Origin of the sequence: Mycoplasma sp. NEAQ87857 (assembly GCF_009792315.1) — a bacterium.
GTDB lineage: Bacteria > Bacillota_I > Bacilli_A > Mycoplasmatales > Metamycoplasmataceae > Mycoplasmopsis.
This window is the reverse complement of record NZ_CP045542.1, coordinates 560,218-583,180: the sequence shown is the minus strand read 5'-3', so window position 1 is coordinate 583,180 and position 22,963 is coordinate 560,218. Positions and strand designations below refer to the sequence as shown.

The following is a 22,963-nucleotide window of genomic DNA, read 5'->3' as shown; positions in this document are numbered from 1 at the left end:
TTATACTTTGATGTCTATACATTATAATACCTCTACATAATTTAATACTTTGTTTTTAATGTTTAATTTATCGCTATATTTATATAAATTAAGCATATTTTTATTTCTGTCTCTAAAATATCATTTCATACCATCAGAAAAAATTTGTAAATCCATATGTTTTTTATTTTTAACAATATCGCAAATGGTTCTTTCGGCATTATAAATATAAATATCACTTCCAAAAGGTGATTTGATTTTAGTTTTACCTAATTCAAATACTTCTGGTTTTACGTAATGTACTACAACTTGCATGCAACGTTTTTTAATTGTGCTGACATTATATCCTTGAGGAACTGTAATGTGATAGATATTTGGTATTCTGTCACTATAACCTAAAAATCATAAAGCTGTACCGTGGGAAAAAACAACCTTTTCACATTCAAAAGCAACAGTAGCAAACTCATCCTCAAAGAATCTTTCTATTTTATAAACCCCTTTTTTAACCCTTTCAAGGTATTTTTCTTTCACCATTTTATTTAGTTGATAAGAACTAATACCTAAGTTGTATGCCTCTTGTGTAGAAATAACTGCATTTGATTCAAAATATTCTTCAAGTACTTTCATTATTTTCTCCTCTCATAAAAATTATATTGATTTTTTTAAAATATCTTGCTTTAAAAATAAAAAAATAAAGCAAGATATTAAAAAGCAAACATTATATACTTAATATATATATATATATATATATATATATTAAGTAGGTATTTTTTTATTTTTGAGTAATAGTTAAATTATGTGAATTTTACTTAAAAAAAGATTAATTAACCTTTAAGGTGTGAAATAGTTAATTTAATAAAAAAATACCAACACAAAAAGGATACCCTTTATTTGTATTGGTATAGATTGATATTTTAATTATTGATTTGCAGGTTTTAGAGTTTTGGATACAAATGATAAATATTGATCAATAAGTTTAGTTAATTCATCGATATTTGTAACTAGGTATTTTATCATTTTTGAGATTGGTAAAACAACGTCATAAATTTCATTTAAAGTGAATTTATCTTTTTCATTTTTTATTTCGTGATTAATCATTACAAAATTCTTTTTAAATTCATTTTTATACACTGTGTCAAATTGATTATTAAAGTTTTTAGTAGCTTCAGTAATAGAGTTTTTAATAAATTGTATTTCTTGTGCTGATGGAGCTATATTAGCAGTGTTTGGTAAAACATTATTCATTGGAATATTAGGATAAATTACACTATAGAAGCCTATTAATTTTTTATAAAGATCTAAATATTTATTTATTAAGGTTTGATTATCAATATTGTTCTTAATATAATCTAGAACTTGGTTAATAATTTGTTTCAATTCAGTATATTTTTGCTCAAATGATGAGCTTCCAGGTATTTTATTAAATTCACTATCAACAAATTCTTGGTTATTTAATTTCTCAAGAAACTCATTACTATTGTTATTTATTGCTCCAGTTAATCCTCTGGTTAATGCCGCAGTTATTTTGCTAGAAAAAACTGTACTGTAATAATTCATTACTTTATTTATAAAAGTACTTAATGATTGATAATTTATACTAGTGTTAGCTTTGGTAGATATGTCGTTAATAGTGTTTAATAAATTCAGTACATTGCTTTTGATTTGATTTTTATCTATCGTTGGAATATTAGGAGTATTTGCTAATGTTCCAGATAAAAAGTTTTCGATATTAGTAGTAATTTCATTAGCGGCTTTTTTAATGTTATTTTGATTTGTTTTTTCATTGCAAGAAACAGCAATTGCAACCGGGGCAATAACACTACCTACAGCAGAAATAGAGAAGAATATTTTTGATTTTTTCACGTTGGCTCCTTTAATTTAGTTATATAAATAAATTATAAAATAATTTATTAAAAAATGGATAAGCTGTGAACGGTATTCTCCATTAATTTAACATAAATAAGTTTAATTATTGGAGTTTTACATTTATTCATTATAATTAAGTTGATTTCCTTTCATTTAATTTTTTTCTATATATTTTACTAGGAAACTAAAAGCACGGACCTAAACTAGGAACCGTGCTTTTTTAATTATTAAAAATTTAAAAAAATAAATAACGTGCTTTAAAGCACGTTATACAATGGTTTTGGTAAGTTGATAATGTTTTTAGCATTAAAAAATATTTTGTATAATTATTTTACTGCAATTTTTTAGTATTTATTTATAAATAGGAGAAAAATGAAAGATAAAAAACAATATATCGCAAGTTATTTTCATAAAACCAAAACCATTTTAGAAAACGAAACTCCCAATAATGAAATTGTTTTACAATTTTTCCAACGTAAAGACAATGCAATTTTAGGTGGAATGAATGAAGTTTTAGAATTATTAGAAGCTCAAACTAATACTAATAATTATAAAATTAAATATCTCCCTGAAGGTACTTTAATTCATAATTGTGAAGTGGTTTTAGAGTTAATTGGACCTTATCATGAGTTTGGTATTTGAGAAGGAATGATTGATGGAATTTTAGCCAGAAGTACTTCAATAGCTTCAAATGCTTATAAATGTGTTCAAGCAGCTAATGGTAAAGATGTTATCTTTATGGGTGATCGAGCTGATCATTATCTTAATCAAGAAGTTGATGGAAAAGCAGTGGCTTTAGGTGGAATTAAATTTGTTTCTACTCTAGCTCAAAAACAAACTGCTAAAAGCATTGATGATGAAGCTGTTTTTGGGAGTATGCCTCATGCTTTAATTCAATCTTTTGATGGAGATGTAGTAAAAGCGACTGAAGCTTATATTAAATACTTTCCAAATCATAAGATCATTTCATTAGTTGATTACAATAACAATGTCATTGAAGATGCAACTAAAATTTATCAACATTTTGGTAATAAAGTTTATGGAGTAAGGGTTGATACAGGAAAAGCTATGTGTGATCACATGTTTGATGATGAAGAACCACAATATGGAGTTACTCCTGAGCAAATCTTTAGATTAAGACAAGCTTTAGATGACATTGGTGCTAAGGATTATAAAATAATTGTTTCAAGTGGATTTAATGCTAAAAAAATTGCTTTATTTGAAGGGTTAAAAGTCCCAGTAGATTTTTATGGTGTAGGACATTCAATTTTTAGTTTAAATAATTCATTTTCAGCTGATGCTACTATGTTAAATGGTAAAGAACAAGCAAAAGAAGGGCGTTTTTATAGACATAATGAAAATTTAGTTTTATATCAACCAAAAAATAAAGCATCACAATAGTGGTGCTTTATTTTAAAAAGGTAAATTATTATAAAATAAAAAAACATTAATTTTCATTTTTTTATTAAAATACATATACTATGAAAAACAATAAATATCAAGCAATCGTTGTTGGTGGAGGTCATGCAGGAGTTGAAGCAACTTTTGCACTAGCTAACAAAGGACACAAAGTAGCTCTTATAACTTTTGATTTATCTAAAGTTGCAATGATGCCATGTAATCCTTCAATTGGAGGACCTGCAAAAGGGATAATTACTAGAGAAATTGATGCTTTAGGAGGTGTTCAAGGATATTTTAGTGATTTAGCAATGATTCAAATTAAGATGCTAAATGAATCTAAAGGTCCTGCAGTTAGAGCACTAAGAGCTCAAATTGATAAAGAAAAATACTCAAAATTAATTCTAGAAGCTTTAAAAAATCACCCAAATATTACTTTAATAGAAGATGTAGTTATCAAAATTAATACAGATAATAATCAATTTAAATCAATTGAAACTGAAATCGGTTTAACTATTGAAGCAGAAGTTTTAGTAATTACTACTGGAACATATATGAATTCAAGAATTTTAAGAGGAAGTGATATAACTATAAGCGGTCCAGATAATCAAAAAACTACTCCAAAAATTAGTCAATCACTAATTGATTTAGGTTTTGAGCTTCAAAGATTAAAAACAGGAACTCCTGCAAGAATTTATGCAGATTCAATTGATTTTTCAAAAGTTGAAAAAGAGAATTTAAGTGATAGTGCATTAACTTTTTCAAATCGTTCAAATATCAAGCTTGATCAACAAATTTCTTGTTATTTAACTTACACTAATGCCAAAACTCATCAAATAATAGAACAAAACATTAATAAATCAGCAATGTATTCAGGATTAATTGAAGGAATTGGACCTAGATATTGTCCAAGCATTGAAGATAAGGTAATGCGTTTTAGAGATAAAGAACGTCATCAAGTCTTTTTTGAACCTGAAACTAAAGAAGGAGACATTATTTATATTAATGGAATGTCTACATCAATGCCAATTGAAGTTCAAGATCAAATGCTTAGAACTATTCCAGGATTAGAAAATTGTAAAATTCAAAAATGAGGATATGCAATTGAATATGATGCATTAAACCCTTTACAAATTAGTCCATCTTTAGAATCTAAAGTAATTAAAAATATTTATACTGCTGGTCAAATTAATGGAACTAGTGGTTATGAAGAAGCTGCAGCTCAAGGATTAATTGTAGGAATTAATGCAGGATTAAGATTAGAAAATAAAGAACCTTTAATTCTTCAAAGAAATGAAGCTTATATTGGGGTTTTAATTGATGATTTAGTAACCAAAGGTACTAAAGAACCATATAGAATGCTAACTTCTAGAGCTGAATATCGTTTATTATTAAGAAATGATAATCCTGATTTAAGACTAGCTAAACACGGATATGAAATTGGTTTAATTTCACAAGAAAATTATTTACAAGTGGTTAATAAATACCAAATGATTGAAGATAAAATTAAGGAATTAGAAAATCAATTTTTATCTTCAAAAAGTGAAGTTGCTCTTAAATATAATATTCAAAATGGTGTTTCATTATTAAAAGTAATTGCTCGTCCAGATGTTGAAGTTGCTGATATTTTAGGAGATTTTCCTTATAAAAATGAATTAGCTATAGCTGTTAGGCTAGATGGTTATATTAAAAAACAAGAAACTCAAGCAAATAAAATGCATAAATTAGATAATTTTAAAATACCAAGTGACATTGATTATGATCAAGTGTTAAATTTAGCTACAGAAGCTAAACAAAAATTAAAACTAATCAAACCAATAACTATTGGTCAAGCATCAAGAATTAGCGGAATTAATCCAGCTGATATTCAAATGTTAATGTTTTATATCAGCACCAAAAAGGACCATAGTGAAAATTAATATTGTAGCTGTAGGTTCTTTAACAAAAGAATATCAAGTGATTTATAATGATTATGTAAAAAAAATTAACTTTTTTTCAAAAGTTAATTTAATTGAAATTAAAGGGCAAAAAATCGATAATATCGATTTAAAAATTCAAAAAGAAACAGAGATGATTTTAGAAAAAATTCCTAAAAATTCCACTGTTTATTACTTATCACTTCAAGGTAAGCAATATGATTCAATAGAATTTGGTAAATTATTTACCGAAGAGGATAATATTACTTTTGTCATTGGTGGTTCTAATGGAGTAGATGAAAAGATGTTTAATAAAAAAATTAACTTTTCAAAAATGACCTTTCCCCATCAATTATTTAGGGTGATGTTAATTGAACAAATTTATCGTGGATTTAGTATCAAAAACGGGATTAAATATCATAAATAGGAGAAATAATGACTGAATTAAAACAACATTTTAAAAAGAGATTAATTAAATATATGGAAATTCAAGCAATGAGTAGATATGAAGAACCAGTTGCAGATGAATTAAGAAATAATATTTTAGGAAACTATGAAATTTCTAGAGATAAATTAGGATCAATTATTTTCTTTAAAAAATCTAAAAAAGTAAATGCTCCTAAGGTTATGATTGCAGCACATATGGATGAAGTGGGATACATTGTGCGTAGAATTGATAAAACTGGACAATTATTACTTTCTCCAATTGGAGGAATTTGACCTACTGTAGTTGTAGGAACTAAAGCGACTTTAATCACAAGTAGTGATGAAACTTTTGATGGTGTATTTGGTCATACATCAATTCACATTATGGAATCATCAAAAGTATCTAAAGCAATTACTAATAATGAAATTTATGCTGATTTTGGATTTAAAAATGAACAAGATGCTATTGATCATGGTGTAGAAATTGGTGATAGAGTATGTATGAGTGGTGAAACTATCTTATTTAAAGATCAAGATCTAATTGGTGGAAAAGCAATGGATAACCGTGCTGGGGTTGCTGTTTTAGAACAAATTGCAAATAATTTAGCTAATTTAGAATTAGATTGTGATTTATACCTTGTAGGTACTGTGCAAGAAGAAGTGGGTACTAGAGGTGCAAGAAGTTCTGTAAGTATCATTAATCCTGATGTAGCTATAGCTTTAGATACAACTTCAAGTCATGATACTATTGGAACAATTGAAGGAACTACTGCTTTATACAAAGGTGCAGCTTTAAGATATAAAGATGGTGGAACTTTAATGGATGTTAATTTAATTAACTTATTTGAACAAGTTGCTAAACAACATAATATCAAAGCTTATAGGTTTGTAGCTATGGGTGGAGGTACTGATGCTCATGAACTACAATTTGCTCAAGGAGGAGCTGCGGTATTAACTATTTCACTACCTCAAAGATATCTTCATAGTCCAATAGGAGTATGTTCAATTAGTGATTTATTAGCTGCTTGTGATTTAATTTCACAATTTTGTAAGGAATTTGATCACAATAAGTATGATCAAATTAAATATAAGTAATTTAACTTATAAATTAACTAATTTTTCTTTATAATTACAATAATATAATTAATTTTAAATGTAAGGAGTTTTATATGATTTTATCAACTACTAATCTTTTAGCTGATAGTGCTTCAAAAGGTTTAGATATAACTGGTGGTACATTAGCTATTATTATTGTTACAGTAGTTATTTTTGTTGGTCTTGCATCTGCTTTAGTTACATTTTTTGTAACTAAAAAAATGTTTGAAAAACAATTAAAAGAAAATCCACCTGTAAATGAAAAAATGATTCGTATTATGTTCCAACAAATGGGTCGTAAAGCAAGCGAAACTCAAATTAGACAAATTATGCGTTCAATGAATGCTGCAAAGAAAAAAGATGTGTAAAATAAAATTCATGCAAGTGAATTTTATTTTCATAATTTGATAAAGGATAAAATGAATTGATGACAAAAAACTTTAAGAAATATTAAAAAAAGTTGGCTTGGTCGTGGTTGAAATAGGTTTTGATTATGAAAAAATAATGTTTCAAAATTAAAATATTTGCTATTTTGATACATTGTAATTGTAGTAGCATCAAGCTTATTACTTTATTCACCAATTACCCAAAATGATCCTAATAATGCTATAAGTTATGTTGATTCAGTTTTTACTACCGCTAGTGCTTTTAGTGATACAGGATTAGTAGTAGTTGATACTTGAAGTCATTGAAATTGATTTGGTCAAGCAATTATTGCAGTATTAATTCTTGCAGGAGGAATTGGTATTTTTGCATTAAAATTCTTCTTGATTAATTATTTATTTGGTGTAAAAAAATCCACTTTGGGAGAAATGAAATTACTCCAAGATGAACGTGGAGGAGTTGATGCAAATAAAACTTCAAAATTAATTATTGATTCTGTTAAATTTTTATTAGTAGCAATTTTTATTTTTTCAATTATTTTAAGTATTTATTTTTATTTTGCAAGTCCTGAAAATTTTCAAACAGCAGCAATCAAAAAAGATTTAAATAATAATTATAAAAATCCACATCACAATTGATTATTAGCAATAAGATTTGGAATTTTTCACACTATTTCTGCGATTAATAATGCTGGATTTGATATTATTTCAGGTAATTCATTAATGCCTTATTATAGTGATTATTTCTTACAAAGTTGCTTTATTATTTTATTAATTATTGGTGGATTAGGTTATCCTACTTTATATGATATTGTTTCATATTTTCAACATAAAATTAAACGTAAAAAACATTCATATAAATTTAGTTTATTCACTAAAGTTTCTTTAGTTACTTATTTATTGGTTTTTATTGTTGGGTTTATTTTATCTTTATCATTAGAAATTTCAAGTCATGATCCATTTAGCTTTTGAAATAAAATGGATTTAGAAGCTTTAAGTAAAAATCAACAACATTTAAGCTTATATAATCAATATTTAGCTAAAGGATTACCTAAATTATCTAAAGAATATGTGGCTTTAGAACAATATTATTATTATGGTGGAGTAAATCAAAAATTATTTGCTATCTTTTTTAGCTCACTTTCAACTAGAAGTGCCGGTTTTGGAACAATTAATTTAAAAGATTTAACTTCAGGAAGTATTTTTGTATTTACTATTATGATGATTATTGGGGCTGCTCCTGCATCTACAGGTGGAGGAATTAGAACCACCACTTTTGCCTTATTTATAATGTCAATTGTTTCGATGTTAATGGGATTACCAAGAATTAGAATGTTTAAGCGTTCAATCAACAAAGAAACAGTAGATATGTCTGCTAAAGTGATAGCTATTGCTTTAGTTGTTATTTTAATAGCGACATTAATTTGTTATACAAGCTTTAACACTTATAATGGAAAAATTAATTTAGTCGATTATCAAACCAATTTAGAACTTTATCAAAAATTCCCACAATTAAAGAATTTTTTAACCCATAATACACCTTATGGAACTGAACATGTTTTATTTGAAGTAGCTAGTGCTTTTGGTACTACAGGATTATCTACAGGATTAACTAAAAGTTTAAATTTTGCTTCTAAAGTAGCTATTATAATAGTGATGTTCATTGGACAATTTGGAATTTCATCAACCTTATTAGTTTGAAAAAGAAAACATAGTAACAATCGAAGATATGAATATATTGATGGTGATTTAACTATTGGATAGGAGTTAATTATGAAAATGAAATATAGAGACGACATCGCTGTTATTGGTGTTGGTAGATTTGGTCAAGCTGTAATTGATCAATTATTAAAAATGGATAAAAATGTTTTAATAATTGATCAAAATGATGAAAATGCTAAATTATATGAACAAGAAGCTGAACGAATAGTAATTGCAGATGCTGCAGATATGAGAGCATTAAAAGCTATTGGGATTGCTCAAATTGAAACTGTAGTTGTAGCAATTAGTGATAATATTGAAATTATTGCAGCTTTATTAGAGTTAAAAGTTAAAAACATTATTGCAAGAGCCAAAAGTAGAAGACATGCTAGAGTTTTAAAACAAATTGGAGTTCATGTTATTATTAACCCTGAAACAGAAGCTGGAGTAAGAACTGCATTAATTGCAGCTAACAAAAATTTTGTACGTTATTCTGAAGGGATTCAAGAAATTAGTGAAAATTTTGTTATCGGAAATACTACTATTAAAAATTCATCATTAACCAATCAACCAATTAGTAAATTAGGTTTTAATGATAGAGGTATTACAATTGTTTTAATTAAACGTAATGGGGTTCCTAAGCGTGCTACAGGACAAGTGCAATTAGAAATTGATGATATAGTTACATTGATTGGTGAAATTAATGATGTAACTGATGCTTTAAAATGATGTAATGATACAAAAAGTGCTTAGTGCTCTTTTTGTATTTTTTATTTAATGAAGCTTCAGTAATGTGGAAAAAAATAAAAAAATTTGCATAAATAATATTAAATATAATGAAAAAAAATTTTTTTAAAATAATATAACGATTTTTGGGTAAAATTATGGTGGATAGTGGGAGGAAGTGGTAATGTTTGGACAACATAAGCGAAACCTTGATGATAAATCAAGGGTAGTTCTACCGCCTGTTTTCAAAGAAGAACTAGGTTCTACTTTTTACATCACCTTAGGGTTTGATGGAAATGCAGAACTTAGATCTCAAGACAACTTTAGAAACTACATATCTATGCTAGAAGATAAAAGTTTCTTTGATAAAAGGGTTAGAGATATAACACGTATTATCTTAGGAAACGCATTCGAAGTTGCGCTGGATAACCAAAATCGTATTAGTTTGCCAAAACATATCGTTTCTAAGCTTTCTATCCAAAAGGAAGTAGTTTTTGTTGGAGTTGGTTCATTTGTTGAACTCTGATCTAGCGAAAAATTCGAAGCTTTTGAAAATCAATACAGCTCTGAAGATCTTATTAATTTAGCTCAAATGCTTTCAGAAAGGTAAAATGGAACAAAGTAGGTTACATTACTCTGTAATGCTTAAAGAGACCATTGATGTTTTAAAAATAAAACCAGATGGAATTTATGTGGATCTTACACTTGGAATGGGTGGACATTCTGCAGCTATATTAAAACACCTTACTACAGGTAAATTAATTGCTTTTGATAAGGATGATTTTGCGATCGCGACTGCAAATGAACGATTAAAAGCAATTTCACCAAATTTTCAATTAATCAAAAGTGATTTTAGTGATATTAAATCAAGATTAAATGAACTTGGTATTTATCAAGTAGATGGTATGATAGCTGATTTAGGAATATCATCACCTCAAATTGACCAAGCTGAGCGGGGATTTAGCTATAATAAAGATGCAAAATTGGATATGCGGATGGATACAAAACAAGATTTATCTGCTTATGAAGTAGTTAATACATACGATGAAGATAAATTAGCACAATTGTTATGAAATTATGCTGATGTCAAACTTAATAAAAAAGTATCGAAAGCTATTGTAGCAAATAGGCCAATTTATTCAACATTGCAACTTGTTGAAGTTATTAAATCTGCTTACCCTGCAGCTTTATTAAGAGCCAAAAACCCTGCAAAGGCTGTATTTCAAGCAATTAGAATTGAAGTTAACAATGAACTTGATTCTTTAAAAATTATGTTAAATGATGCTTTATCTTTATTAAAAGAACAAGCTAGTTTAGCTATAATTACATTTCATTCAATTGAAGACAAAATAGTTAAAGACTTTTGTAAAAACATTACCAAAAGCGATTTACCTATTAAGATGCCTGTTCAAGAAGTTAAAAAATTTAGCTTAAAACAAATCAAACCATCAAAAAATGAAATTTTAGAAAATAATCGTTCAAGAACTGCGAAGTTAAGAGTTATTACCAAATTATAAAGGAGCTTTATGTTGAAATACTATGCTAATTTTTACATTAGCTCAAAAACAATTAGTTTTAGTTTAATTAAGGATGTGGATGGCATTTTAGTTAGTGCTGGAAATAATTGTAATTTTGAATTTGATTACAGAAGCAAAAGTGAATCTAAAATCAAAGCATTGCAACTTAAAGATATTTTTAGTAATTTAGATAATAACAGCATAATCGCAAGTAACATTATTTTTGAAGACAGTTTATTTCAAGATATTAAATTTAATAAACTTGAAATAAATCTAGAAAAAAGTGAAATCCAAAATAGCGATTTAACTCTTAAAGATCTTAAAAATCTTATTAATGATAAAACTAAAAAACATTTAGAAGAATTAATTGATCACCAAACCAATATAGTAATTAATCAACCATATAAATTTGTTGTCCATTACCAAGGGATAAGCAAAGAATATACTAAATTAAACCAAAATATTGAGTGAGACTTAATTACTCAATACTCTAGTTTTATTGCAATTAATAAAAACGAACTTGCTTTTAACAAAATAACACAATTTTTAGATAATATTGGATTAACCAAAAAACGTAACTATTGATTAAAATCTCAAGTTATAGCTAGTGAATTTATTAGCAATAAACGAATTAATATCCTAGTTAATTTATCAAGCGATTTTTGTTCATTTAATATAGTCCAAAATGGAGTAATTATTGGTTATAAGAAATTGTTAGTGGGGACTAGTTCTTTAATCAAACAATTAACATTAGAAACTAAATTAAACCAAAGCCAAATTTTAAATCGTTTAAGATATGTTGCTAAAAACGCATATTCCTACCAAGACAATTCATTAGCTTTAGATAATAACTTAAAGTATTTTGCGAGTCAAATGGAACGTTTTAACAACAATATTGCCAAAGAAATTCATAATTTTGTTAGCATTTATGTTTTAAACAATATGTATAATGGATTTGATAAACTTTCTTTTAGTGGTGAATTAGATTGATTTATTAACCATTTAATGCAATTGTTTAAAAAAGTAAATAAAGCAAAAATAGAACCTGTATTCATAAACCAAACAAACCAAAGATATATCTTTGGTAGTGATGCTAATAAAGTAATTAAACAAGCACTTACACTAACTAGTTGATTCAATAATAACAAACCAATACAACCAGGAACTAGTGATGTGAATCTAAAAGAATTTGATAATACAAATTCAAATCTAAAGAAAATTTTTAATAAATGAAAAGGAGTAAATTAAAATGAGTCAATTATTTGATCAAAAGATTGAAAATATTGAAAAAGAAAATGAAGAAATTATTGATAAAAACACTGCTAACATTACCCTAAAAGTAATCGGTGTTGGGGGTAGTGGTAACAATGCTGTCAAAACAATGCTTCAAGAACGTTTTACTCATGTTGATTTTGTTGTTGCAAACACAGATGCACAGGCCTTAGCAACTGTTGAATGTGGCAAAAAAATTAAATTAGGTAAAGAAACACGTGGATTAGGGGCTGGAAGTAACCCAGAAATTGGTGCTAGTGCTGCAAAAGAAAGTACTATGGAACTTCAAGAAGAACTAGCTGGTGCTGATGTGGTGGTCATCGCTGCTGGTTTTGGTGGAGGAACTGGTACAGGAGCTGCACCTGTTGTTGCTGAAATCGCTAAAAGTAATGGTGCTTTAACAATTGCTATTATTACTACACCATTTGAATACGAAGGTCCTAAAAGAAAAAAAATTGCAAATCAAGGTATTGAAGAACTTAAGAAACATGTTGATTCATATGTAATTCTTTCAAATGAAAAATTAGCTGATAACTACGGTGACTTACCAATTGCTGATACGTTTAAATTAGCTAACATTTCATTAAAAAACATTATTCTTGCAATTCATGATATTTTATACCGTATTGGAAATATAAATATTGACTATGCTGATGCTAAGAAAATCTTAACCGATGCTGGACTAACTGTGGTGGGTATAGGACAATCAACTGGTAAAGACCGTGCTATTAAAGCTGTAGATAAAGCATTTGAACAAAATTTATATAAATATGATATTAAAACCGCTAAACGTATTTTAGTTAACATTCAATATGATAATAAAGCAACTTTAGCTGAGATTAAAAAAGCTGTTAATAGAGTTCATGAAATTCTAGCACAAAACCGTGAAGAAGAAGATTATGAGTGCATTATTGGACAAGAAGCTGTTGAAACAAACAACAACTCAGAAATTTTCAAAATTTCAATTATTGCTGGTGGTGCTGATATTAACTCTACTGCTGAAGATTATAATAACGGAGAAGTCTCTGATTTATTTATTGAAACAGACTTCATCAGTAAAGAAGTTGTTAAAAACGATAACAACACATTAAGTGAAAATGTAAAACAAGTATTATTTGATCAACAAAAAACTGCTGAACACATTGTTTCAAGTTTAGCAGAAAAAAATGAACAAACTAATACAGTTGAATTAAACCAAACTAAAACAAATACATTTAATCCAACTCAAACTTCAACAACAGTAAAAAAAGAAGAAACATTAGTTAAAACTAATGAAATTCAACATCAACCAATAGAACAATCAATGAATGATGGTGTTAATACAATCGAAATTAGCTCTATGTTTGATATTGAAGAAGAACCAAAAAACTACAACGATATTTATGATGAAAAACCTGAAGATGATGTAGATGATAACGATCGTTGAGCATGATAAATTTGATGTTGACGAAAAATAAATCTGTTTAACAAGTTATTAAATCAAATTTAGATTTTGAAACTAAATATAAAAAGAAAGAAGCTAACAAGCTTCTTTTTTATTTTATGGTATTTTTACCATAAAAAATATTAAAATAAATTTCGATAGTACCATAAAAAATATTAATAATGTAAAATTAAAATAACATTTTTCAAATAAGGAGACAAAATGAATTTAGTAGAAAAATCTTGTGAATTATTAGCAAACAAAAAGAATGATTCATGTCAAGAATGCACATGTGCAACTCCAGTTGAAGTAGTTGAATTAATTAATGCTTTAGGTGGAGCAAATAACATTCTTTCATTTAATAATAGTGTGTCACAATTAAGATATGGATTAAAAAACGTATCATTAATTAATGAAGCAGAATTAAAAAAACTTGGAGCTAAAAAAGTTGAAGTTTTTGATGCTTCAAACTATGTTCAAGTTACTTTTGATTGTGGTGTTGATCAATTAAACGAAGTTGTTAAACTTTATGTACCCAACTTAAAAGAAGAAACAACAGACAACGCTCAAGCAACTAAAGAAGAAACTTCATCAGTTAAACAAGAAGCTCAATGTGTGGAACAATTTGATGTTCTTGCTCCAGTTAGTGGAGAACTTGTTGCGTTAGAAAAATTAAATGATGGAATTTTTTCAGAGAAATTAGTAGGTAATGGAGTTGCTATTTTAGTTAGTGGTTCAACTGCTAAAGTTTTAGCTCCATTTGATGGAAAAATTATGATGATGCCTGCTAACAAAAATCAAATTATTTTTAAATCACACGAAGGAATTGAAGTTGTTATTGTTGCTGGATTAAACAGTTATAAACTTGATGGAATTGGTATTGATGCTAAATTTAATTTAAATGACAATGTTAAAAAACAAGAAGTGTTATTAGAATTAAACTTAAACAAATTTGATCAAGAAAACATTGACAAACACATTATTATCACAACTACAAATGATTCAGTTTTACAAAATGTTACTTCTATGGCTGATAAAGCATTAGCGGGTGAAGTATTATTTAAATTATGTAAATAATAAAGCTCACTTAGTGAGTTTTATTTTTAAAAAATAACTTAATTTTTAAATATTAAGTATAATTAATGAGAGGTATATATTACTAATGAGTAAAATAACAAAATATCAAGGTAGTGAACCTGTATATGATAAAGAAGCTGCTTTATCATATATTAAAACAATTCAAGAATTTTTAAAAACTAAAGTTGCTAACGCTAATGCTAAAGGAGTAGTTGTTGGTATTAGTGGTGGTATTGATTCAGCTTTAGTTTATGCTTTAGCTAAAAGTGTATTTAAAGATAAAGTAACAGCAATAGTAATGCCAATTATTTCAATGACAGATAGTGATTTAAATCATATTAAGCAGTTAGAAAATACCTTTAATGACCAATTTATTTATCAAGATTTAACTAATGGTTTTTTAGAACTTAAAAACATTTTTAATGTAACTAATGAATTAGCTATAGCTAATATTAAACCAAGATTAAGAATGATCACTTTATATGCTTATGCTCAAAATAATAAAGCATTAGTTTTAGGTACAGATAATGCTTGTGAAGTATACATTGGATACTTTACAAAATTTGGTGATGGAGGAGCTGATTTATTACCAATTAGTCAATTAACTAAAGGTGAAGTTAGATATCTTGCATCATTAATGAATGTGCCAGAAGATATCATTAATAAAAAACCATCTGCAGGATTGTGAGATGGTCAAACTGATGAAGTTGAATTGGGATTTAGTTATAAAGATTTAGATTTTTATATTAATAATTTAGATAATTTAGATTTAATTAATCAAACTTTATCTCAAGACACAATAGCTAAAATTCAACACAAACATAATTCTACACAACATAAGCGTGATACTGCTTATCAACCAAATAAACCAATTTAATTAAATAATCAAGGAGGAAATTTATGGCCGGACATTCACATGCAGCCAATATTATGCACCGTAAGGGTGCTCAAGATGCAGCTAGGGGAAAAATTTTTCAAAAACTTTCAAAAGAAATTTATGTAGCTGCTAAATTAGGACCAGATCCAGAAACTAATCCAGCATTAAAATTAGCTATTTCAAAAGCTAAAAGTAAAAATATGCCAAAGGACAACATTGAAAGAGCTGTCTCAAAAGCTAAAGGTGATAAAAATGCTAATGCCTTTGTAGAAACAATTTTTAATGCTACTGTAAGTGGTGGAGCTAGTTTTATTGTTGTTACTTTAAGTGACAATATTAATCGTGTTACTTCAAATGTACAAGCGTATTTCAAAAAACAAAATGCTTCATTAGGTAAAACAGGTCAAATTCCATTTGCTTTTGATAAAAAAGGAATTATTGAATTTGATAAATCATTAGCTAACGAAGAAGAATTAATGTTATTAGCAATTGAAAATGGAGCTGAAAATATCGAAGTTGAAGATGATACTTATGTAGTTATTACTGCTCCTGAAAACTTCACTGATGTTAAAAATGAACTTGAAAGTGCCTTTGACATTGAAAACTTCGTTCAATGTGAAGTAACATATGTACCTAATATGTATGTTGAATATGATCAAGAAAAAGAAACAAAATTACTTGAATTTGTTGAAAAATTAAAAGATGATGACGATATTCAAGAAGTTTATCACAATATCGAAATCAAATATAACTAATGGATATTCAGCAAATATTTAATAGTTTATCAAATCAATTACATTCAGATGCAGCTGCTAGAGTTGTAATTGTTTTGATTGCTTTATTAATTTTGTTATTTATACCGGTTTTTATTTCTTTTTTATTCCCATTATTTAAAAGTAAATTAAACCATCAAACTAAAGTATACCTTTATGCTTTTTCAACCGGATTTTTCTTAATTCTTGCTACTTTTGGTTTTTTAAGAGAAGCAATTGAGCAATCATCAAAAGGGATTGAAGTACTTGAAGATCAAGGTAAGGAATTAAGTGAATGAAGTCAATATGGATATAATATCGCTACAGTTTTTGGTGGAGTATTAGGTGGAATAATTTTTTCATTTATTCTTAAATTTGTTATTAGTTATAGAATCAATAAAAAATTAATGACTAATAAAAAAACTAGTATATTTGTGCATGATCACTCTAGTGAAGGTCATTTACATTCTCATTCGCATCCTGATCACATCTTTAATCAAGAAGATAGTATTATCCTAGCTGAAGAAGCTTTAAGTGAAAAAGTTAGTGCTAAACTTAAAATTGTTGCTTTAGCTTTATTATTAACCCATAGAATTCCTGAAGGAATGCTTATTGGATATAACTTAAGCTTAGCAATTCAAGGTAGTGCTAATAATTTAACAGTAGCATATTTTGTTTCATTGATTTTACATATGATACCTGAAGAATTAGTTTTTTACTATCGATTAAGAGACTCAGGTTATGGAAGATGAAACTCATTATTAATTTCAACTTTAATGGATATGCTATTTTTACCATTTATGTTAATTGGTATTTTTATAGGTTCATGAATTGATGCACACAATTTTGCTCAAGCAGCATTAATTGCAGCAATTGCTGGAATTTTCTTATTTACATCATTGGTAGAATTTTTCCCAGAATTCTACCATGTTGATATGGAAAAAAGAAGATGAATTATTACAATTATTTCATTATTCCTTGGAGTTGTATTTTCTGTATTAATTCTTACGTTCCACTTACATGAACATTCTGAACATGAACATACTCATCAATTAATAACTAAAGTTATAGAATTTAGTCAAACTTCTTAATTTAATTAAGAAGTTTTTTATATCTCTTATATTATCAAAAGGTATAATTACACTATGTTTGTAAAAATTAGTAAAGTAAGCGGTGTTGAATATGTAACACTAGTGGAATCAAAATGAGACAAAGTTAAAAAGAAAGCAGTTCATAAAGTTGTACAAAGATTAGGTAAAAAAGAAGATTTAATAGCAAACGACCCACTTGCTATTGAAAAATTAAAAGAAAAATGTAAAAAGTCAAAAGCAAAAATATCAGAAGCAAATCAATTAGTATCTGATGTTATGGATTCACTTATTCATAATGTGCTTCTTGCAGATAATGAAACATTAGAAACAAAGTGTTATGGAAATTTAATCTATAAAAAGATATTTAACACTCTTAAATTGGATAAGTTTTTCAACAAAATGAATAAAAACTATCAAACAAAATATTCTTTAGTAGATATTGTAGAATTTTTAATAACTTCAATCAGTTTAAGACCAAATGAATCGTTTAAAATTTTAAATCTAAATGAAAAATACTTAGCAAATTATAATTTTCCTTTAGATTCAATTTATAGATCATTAAGAAAAATAGCTAAAGAAAAAACTAATTTAATAAGTCATTTAAATAAACAATTATCAAGGTTATCTATCAATGATTTAAGTGATTATTATGATGAAATAACTATTTATTTTAAAAGTATTAGTGTGAATGATTTAAGGAATTATAAATTATCATATGACTTAGAACCTGATCAAACACAAATAGTTTTAGGTTTAGCAGTAGATAATAAAGGTATACCTATTAATTTTGAAGTTTTTTGAGAAAACACAAATAAATTCAAAACCTTCCTACCATTTTTAAAAAGATTAAAAAAGAATTTTAATTTTAAAAATAGTACAATTATTTTTGATAATGATATAAATTCTAAAACTAACCTATTAGAAATGAAAAAATTGGATTACAACTATATAATTACTGAAAAAATAAATTTCCCAGATGAACATATATCTAATACATTTGATTTAAATACTTTTGAAGAAGTTATAGATAATTTTTGAGTTAAAAGAATACCTGTAATAGACTCTATTAACAATAACACAAAAGACTATTCATTAGAAGAAGACATTATATTAATTTATTCATACGATAGGATTGAATGTGATTTAAATAATGTTAAAAAATTAAAATCTAACAACCTAAATAACCAAAAACAAAATAATGATAATTTTAAAACAATTGGATTTTATGGAATTAGAACTAATATCAAAGAAGATAAACTAATAAAAACTATTAAACAAATAAAAGAACTATGAAACATTGAAGAATATTTAAGATTATTATTTACTAAATTTGAAACAAAATCTACTTATGATTGAAAACAAGAATATATGTTAGGTTATTTTATAATTTGATACATCGCTTTATTTATTCAAAGATACTTAGTATCTTCCCTAAGTGAAACATTAAATTTCGAAAAAAATGATAAATATTTTGATGCATCAAAAGTTATGAAAATTTTAAATGAAAAAGCTACAGTCATTGTATGAAAAGAGAATAAATAATACTTTTTAAGACTAAAAATGGATAAGAATTTAGAAAAGATATTAAAAGTATTAGATATTAGATCATTGCCAAAATATGGTAGTCTTAAAATTTTAAGTTCGATTATCCTGTGTTTCCAAGTTTTGACCAATTTTTTAGCACTTTTCCACACTTACTATACTACGTATAGTAAAAAAATTATTTTTTCCACATAATTACATTGTAATTATGGTATAATTAGGAGTATGAAAAAAGAAAAGTGAATTATTGTTAGAAGTAAAAGAAAAGACACATACTACATCACAGCAGCTATCTCAAATGGTCATGCTAGAGGTTATAAGAGAAGTATTGGTTTGGGGAATTTAGAAAAATTAGAAAAATCTACAAAAGACCCAATTAATCTCTTAAAAGAAGCTTGTGTTAGTTGAGATCCTGAATGACCTAAAGACAAAATTTTGCAAGAAGTAAATAAAGTTCTTAAAAATTCAGTTGTTGAATCAAAAGTTGTTAATTATGGTCATCAAGTTTTATTTAACACAATTGATGACTTGGATATTTTTGAGAAGACAAAAGAAACAAGATCAAAAGAATTAATAAAAATATTGAAATTTATAATTTCAACACGTATCCTAAAACAACAAAGTCTTATTAAAACTTTTGAAAGTATTCCTGATTATGAAATTGAATTTGATTCAAAAAAGACTACATTTTACAACTCTTTAGATTATCTTTCAGATAATAAAACAACTATTTTAAAAAACATCAATAATTCATTAATTTCTAAAAACCTAAGATCTGTTGATGTTATGTGATTTGATTCATCAACTGTATATTTTGAAACTTTTACAAGTTTAGGTCTTAAACACCCTGGATATTCAAAAGATGGAAAATTCAAAGAAGATCAAATTGTAGTGGGTTTAATCACTGATGAAAATGGTATTCCAATCCATTACAAATTATTTAAAGGCAATACAGCTGACCCAAATACTTTCATTCCATTTATCAACGAAATCAAGAAAATTTACAACCTTAGAATGGTTACAATAATTGCTGATAGAGGAATGAGTACCAATAAAAACATTAGATTCCTAGAACAAAATAATATTGATTTTATAATCTCTTACAGATTAAAAATCGCTACTAAAAGAACTAAATTATTCGCTCAAGATCCTGAAGGATATGTTGATTTAGATAATTTTAAATTTAAAGAAGAAACTTATGAATCGCTATGACAGAAAAAACGTCCAAACGGAAGAACTAGACGTAGAATAATAACTTATAGTGAAAAACGTGCTAAAAAAGATAAACAAGATAGACAAATTCTTATTGATAATTTCAATAAAAAAGCTAAAAATGGTATTGTTGCTCAAGCTGATTTGCTTGCTGGTAAAAAATACAAATTCTTTAAAGAAATTGAAAATGGTAAAACAACTTCATACAAGTTAGATTATGAAAAAATCGAGAGAGATAAAAAGTTTGATGGTTTATACGCTTACGAAACATCAAGACACGATCTTACAGTTCAAGATGTTGTTGATTTATATGCAAAACAATGACAAGTTGAAGAAAACTTTAGAACATTAAAAAACGCTTTAAGAATCAGACCTGTGTATGTGCGAAGTGACAAACACATTGAAGGATATTTTCTTTTATGCTTTATATCATTGGTTCTTATGAGATATTTACTAACTTTAGTAAATAAAAACTTAGAACCTGTATTAGGTGTTAAAAACGAAAGATTTACTAACACAAGATTAATAAAAGCAATTTTAAGTGCTAATAAATATGTTGAAGTGATAAATTCAAAAATTATCACTGAAAAATTAATAGAAAATAAAGATAATATGCAACATTTAAATGATTTTGTTATTATCAAAAAGATATTAGAAACTCAAAAACCATAAATTACAATGTAAATTTTTGAAAAAGTTGAAAAAAGAGCAATAAAATGCTCTTTTTATCGTTTTTTGTTAAAACTTGGAAACTCAGGGGAAACTCAGGTAAAAAATAAAAATATGAGTACTATGTACTCATATTTTTTTGTTTAAGTTTAATTTGTTTTATTTAATAACATCATTTCGTTAGAATTTAATTGTTTAATCTTGTTTTCTTTTTTATAGTTTAAGATAAAAAGAATTGTAGGTAATGAGATTAAATATAAGGTATTAATTATTAAATTAATAAGTAATAATATAATAATTAGATTTCAACCTCAAATTTCAAAATTGATTAATTTTCTTAATGAAAGGGTTGAGAATAAAGAAATAAATGAATAAAACGGATTTAAGATTGTTAAAATAGGTGAAACAAATCCATAAGTTATGTATAACTCTTTGTATTTATCATAGCTATTTTCTCTATTTAAATTTGCATTGATTAATAAAGATGTTGTTAAAGCTACTCCTATTATAAAGCTAACAATAGCTACTAAAGCAATAATTTTAAAATATATACTTTTTGAATTTCTTAATATTAAAAATTTGCTAATGTTAGTTGCAATTAAAACTCCAAAAACAATTGCGATAACATTAATACCAATAAACATTAATGGATTTAATAATGAATAATTATTTCTTAGACCTTTTGAAATAATAACAACTGAATAAATTGCTAAAAGTATAAAATTAAATACTGTTCATTTGATAGTTGAGAAAATGATATTTTTTACACCTTGAACTTTTCATTTAAAGTGCAAGATTACTCAAATAACCAAATTAAATAAACCGCCAAAAAGTATAGTAAATACTAAATCGTTAATTATAAAATCATTACCTGGCGTTGGTTCTCAACCTATTATTGTAGGCACAAGTAAAGTAAGTTCATAGTTAGTTGAAATTAAAGTATTTGTAATAGCTAAAAATGTTGTAAATAATATTATTTCAAACATAATTACAAAGGTTAATGCTTTATTTTTCTTGATTAAAGTTACTAAATTATTTAATTTATTTGTAAATTTGTTTGTAGAATCATCTTGAAAATCTACGATAGCATTGTTTCGCTCTTTAATTAGGTATTTTTTATTTGTGTAAAAGGTTATAAATGTCATACCTGTTAAGAATAAACCACTTAATACTACATTAATAATGAATATTATTGTTGGAATACTTGTTCAATGATACATATATCCAAAAACTTCTTTTGAAGCAATAAGTGAATACACACTAATAAATGAATAAAACGGATTTAATAAAGCTAAAATTGGAGAAATTGTTGCAAAAGTAACTAAACTAGGATAGAAAATATAATTATACTTATCACCAAAACTAGGTTTTCATACTGTTACAAAAAATGGTATCACTAAGGTAACAGGAATTATTGCTGTTAAAGCAAATATTGAAATAATAATTTTGAAAAACTTATTATTAATATTACGCATTACTAAATATTTACTAATATTAGTAATAATTAAAATAGTAGAGAATACTATAAGAGCATTACCAATTAAGAATCAGTATCTATTAATTTCGCTATTAGAAAGCTGATTATTATTTAATCCTAAAATACGTGGTTTATGTTCAAATAACAACATTGTTAATGAATAGATTGCAACTAAAGCAATATTAAATAATATTCAGTACATAGTTGATCTATTTAAAACTTTTTGGTTATTAATTAGACCTTGTTTTAAATAACTATGTCACTGTGTTCATGTAATTAAATTAAATAATATTCCAAATATCGAAATAAACAACAAATCATTAGTTATTGTTCCATATTTAATGATATTTTCACCTAAGGATGATCCTAGCTCTCCACTATCATTAACTAGTTTCCCACCAGATACCTGGGTGGAAATCATTAAGAACTTTGTAATTGCTAGGAAAATAATAAATAAAATAATTTCAAAAAATACTATTGAAAAGATTTTTTTATTATTTTTTATAAATTTACTAAAGCTATTAAGATTATTTTTCATATATTCCTCCTTTATTTGATATATAA

Annotated in this window: 20 protein-coding genes; 17 read left to right on the top strand and 3 right to left on the bottom strand. The window is 26.3% G+C overall.

From position 1 onward, the window contains the following. Window positions 1-21: 21 nt before the first annotated feature. Both GE118_RS02030 and GE118_RS02025 read right to left on the bottom strand, forming a co-directional pair. Entirely contained in the window at window positions 22-606 is a 585-nt protein-coding gene (locus GE118_RS02030; protein WP_158763791.1) for a type IV toxin-antitoxin system AbiEi family antitoxin domain-containing protein, read from the bottom strand. 291 nt (window positions 607-897) lie between these two features. Further along, on the bottom strand, window positions 898-1,842 hold the full coding sequence (locus tag GE118_RS02025) for a Vmc-like lipoprotein signal peptide domain-containing protein (RefSeq protein WP_158763790.1): 945 nt from the start codon (window positions 1,840-1,842) through the stop codon (window positions 898-900). A gap of 375 nt (window positions 1,843-2,217) precedes the next feature. Here GE118_RS02025 and GE118_RS02020 point away from each other — a divergent pair, with 375 nt between their 5' ends. The 17 genes from GE118_RS02020 to GE118_RS01940 all read left to right on the top strand — a co-directional run bounded on the left by GE118_RS02020 (window position 2,218) and on the right by GE118_RS01940 (window position 20,925). Continuing rightward, window positions 2,218-3,246, top strand: a complete 1,029-nt coding sequence (locus tag GE118_RS02020; protein ID WP_158763789.1) for a nicotinate phosphoribosyltransferase — start codon at window positions 2,218-2,220, stop codon at window positions 3,244-3,246. Window positions 3,247-3,326: 80 nt separating this feature from the next. Continuing rightward, a complete protein-coding gene (gene mnmG / locus GE118_RS02015) occupies window positions 3,327-5,162 on the top strand; it encodes a tRNA uridine-5-carboxymethylaminomethyl(34) synthesis enzyme MnmG (protein ID WP_158763788.1) in 1,836 nt (611 codons plus the stop codon). After that, a complete protein-coding gene (locus GE118_RS02010; protein ID WP_158763787.1) occupies window positions 5,152-5,586 on the top strand; it encodes a 23S rRNA (pseudouridine(1915)-N(3))-methyltransferase RlmH in 435 nt (144 codons plus the stop codon). The genes mnmG and GE118_RS02010 overlap by 11 nt, the downstream gene beginning before the upstream one ends. A gap of 8 nt (window positions 5,587-5,594) precedes the next feature. After that, the gene (locus tag GE118_RS02005; RefSeq protein WP_158763786.1) at window positions 5,595-6,680 is read left to right on the top strand and encodes a M20/M25/M40 family metallo-hydrolase; all 1,086 of its coding nucleotides are present in this window, start codon (window positions 5,595-5,597) and stop codon (window positions 6,678-6,680) included. A gap of 74 nt (window positions 6,681-6,754) precedes the next feature. Beyond that, window positions 6,755-7,048: a YneF family protein gene (locus tag GE118_RS02000; protein ID WP_158763785.1), complete on the top strand. Its 294-nt coding sequence runs from the start codon at window positions 6,755-6,757 to the stop codon at window positions 7,046-7,048. Between the two features lie 51 nt (window positions 7,049-7,099). Further along, the gene (locus GE118_RS01995) at window positions 7,100-8,827 is read left to right on the top strand and encodes a potassium transporter TrkG (protein WP_158763784.1); all 1,728 of its coding nucleotides are present in this window, start codon (window positions 7,100-7,102) and stop codon (window positions 8,825-8,827) included. Between the two features lie 9 nt (window positions 8,828-8,836). After that, a complete protein-coding gene (locus GE118_RS01990; RefSeq protein WP_158763783.1) occupies window positions 8,837-9,517 on the top strand; it encodes a TrkA family potassium uptake protein in 681 nt (226 codons plus the stop codon). Window positions 9,518-9,674: 157 nt separating this feature from the next. Further along, complete coding sequence (locus GE118_RS01985) at window positions 9,675-10,100, top strand: division/cell wall cluster transcriptional repressor MraZ (protein ID WP_158763782.1); 426 nt, start codon at window positions 9,675-9,677, stop codon at window positions 10,098-10,100. Window position 10,101: 1 nt separating this feature from the next. Next, window positions 10,102-11,007: a 16S rRNA (cytosine(1402)-N(4))-methyltransferase RsmH gene (gene rsmH, locus GE118_RS01980; RefSeq protein ID WP_158763781.1), complete on the top strand. Its 906-nt coding sequence runs from the start codon at window positions 10,102-10,104 to the stop codon at window positions 11,005-11,007. Window positions 11,008-11,016: 9 nt separating this feature from the next. After that, window positions 11,017-12,255 carry an MAG3720 family protein gene (locus GE118_RS01975; protein ID WP_158763780.1) on the top strand — a complete coding sequence of 413 codons (1,239 nt, stop codon included), beginning with the start codon at window positions 11,017-11,019 and terminating at the stop codon, window positions 12,253-12,255. Window position 12,256: 1 nt separating this feature from the next. Further along, window positions 12,257-13,714 carry a cell division protein FtsZ gene (ftsZ, locus tag GE118_RS01970; protein ID WP_158763779.1) on the top strand — a complete coding sequence of 486 codons (1,458 nt, stop codon included), beginning with the start codon at window positions 12,257-12,259 and terminating at the stop codon, window positions 13,712-13,714. Window positions 13,715-13,924: 210 nt separating this feature from the next. Continuing rightward, the gene (locus tag GE118_RS01965) at window positions 13,925-14,779 is read left to right on the top strand and encodes a PTS glucose transporter subunit IIA (protein WP_158763778.1); all 855 of its coding nucleotides are present in this window, start codon (window positions 13,925-13,927) and stop codon (window positions 14,777-14,779) included. Between the two features lie 85 nt (window positions 14,780-14,864). Then, on the top strand, window positions 14,865-15,656 hold the full coding sequence (gene nadE, locus GE118_RS01960; RefSeq protein ID WP_158763777.1) for an NAD(+) synthase: 792 nt from the start codon (window positions 14,865-14,867) through the stop codon (window positions 15,654-15,656). Between the two features lie 23 nt (window positions 15,657-15,679). Then, window positions 15,680-16,411, top strand: coding sequence for a YebC/PmpR family DNA-binding transcriptional regulator (locus GE118_RS01955; RefSeq protein ID WP_158763776.1), 732 nt, complete (start codon window positions 15,680-15,682; stop codon window positions 16,409-16,411). Next, entirely contained in the window at window positions 16,411-17,499 is a 1,089-nt protein-coding gene (locus tag GE118_RS01950; RefSeq protein ID WP_233262762.1) for a ZIP family metal transporter, read from the top strand. Before GE118_RS01955 ends, GE118_RS01950 begins: the two co-directional genes overlap by 1 nt. A 54-nt stretch (window positions 17,500-17,553) precedes the next feature. Then, window positions 17,554-19,041: a hypothetical protein gene (locus GE118_RS01945; protein WP_158763775.1), complete on the top strand. Its 1,488-nt coding sequence runs from the start codon at window positions 17,554-17,556 to the stop codon at window positions 19,039-19,041. 225 nt (window positions 19,042-19,266) lie between these two features. Then, on the top strand, window positions 19,267-20,925 hold the full coding sequence (locus GE118_RS01940; protein ID WP_158763774.1) for an IS1634 family transposase: 1,659 nt from the start codon (window positions 19,267-19,269) through the stop codon (window positions 20,923-20,925). 146 nt (window positions 20,926-21,071) lie between these two features. On the opposite strand, the gene GE118_RS01935 is transcribed toward GE118_RS01940, so the two are convergent. After that, window positions 21,072-22,937, bottom strand: a complete 1,866-nt coding sequence (locus tag GE118_RS01935; protein WP_158763773.1) for a hypothetical protein — start codon at window positions 22,935-22,937, stop codon at window positions 21,072-21,074. Between the last annotated feature and the right edge of the window lie 26 nt (window positions 22,938-22,963).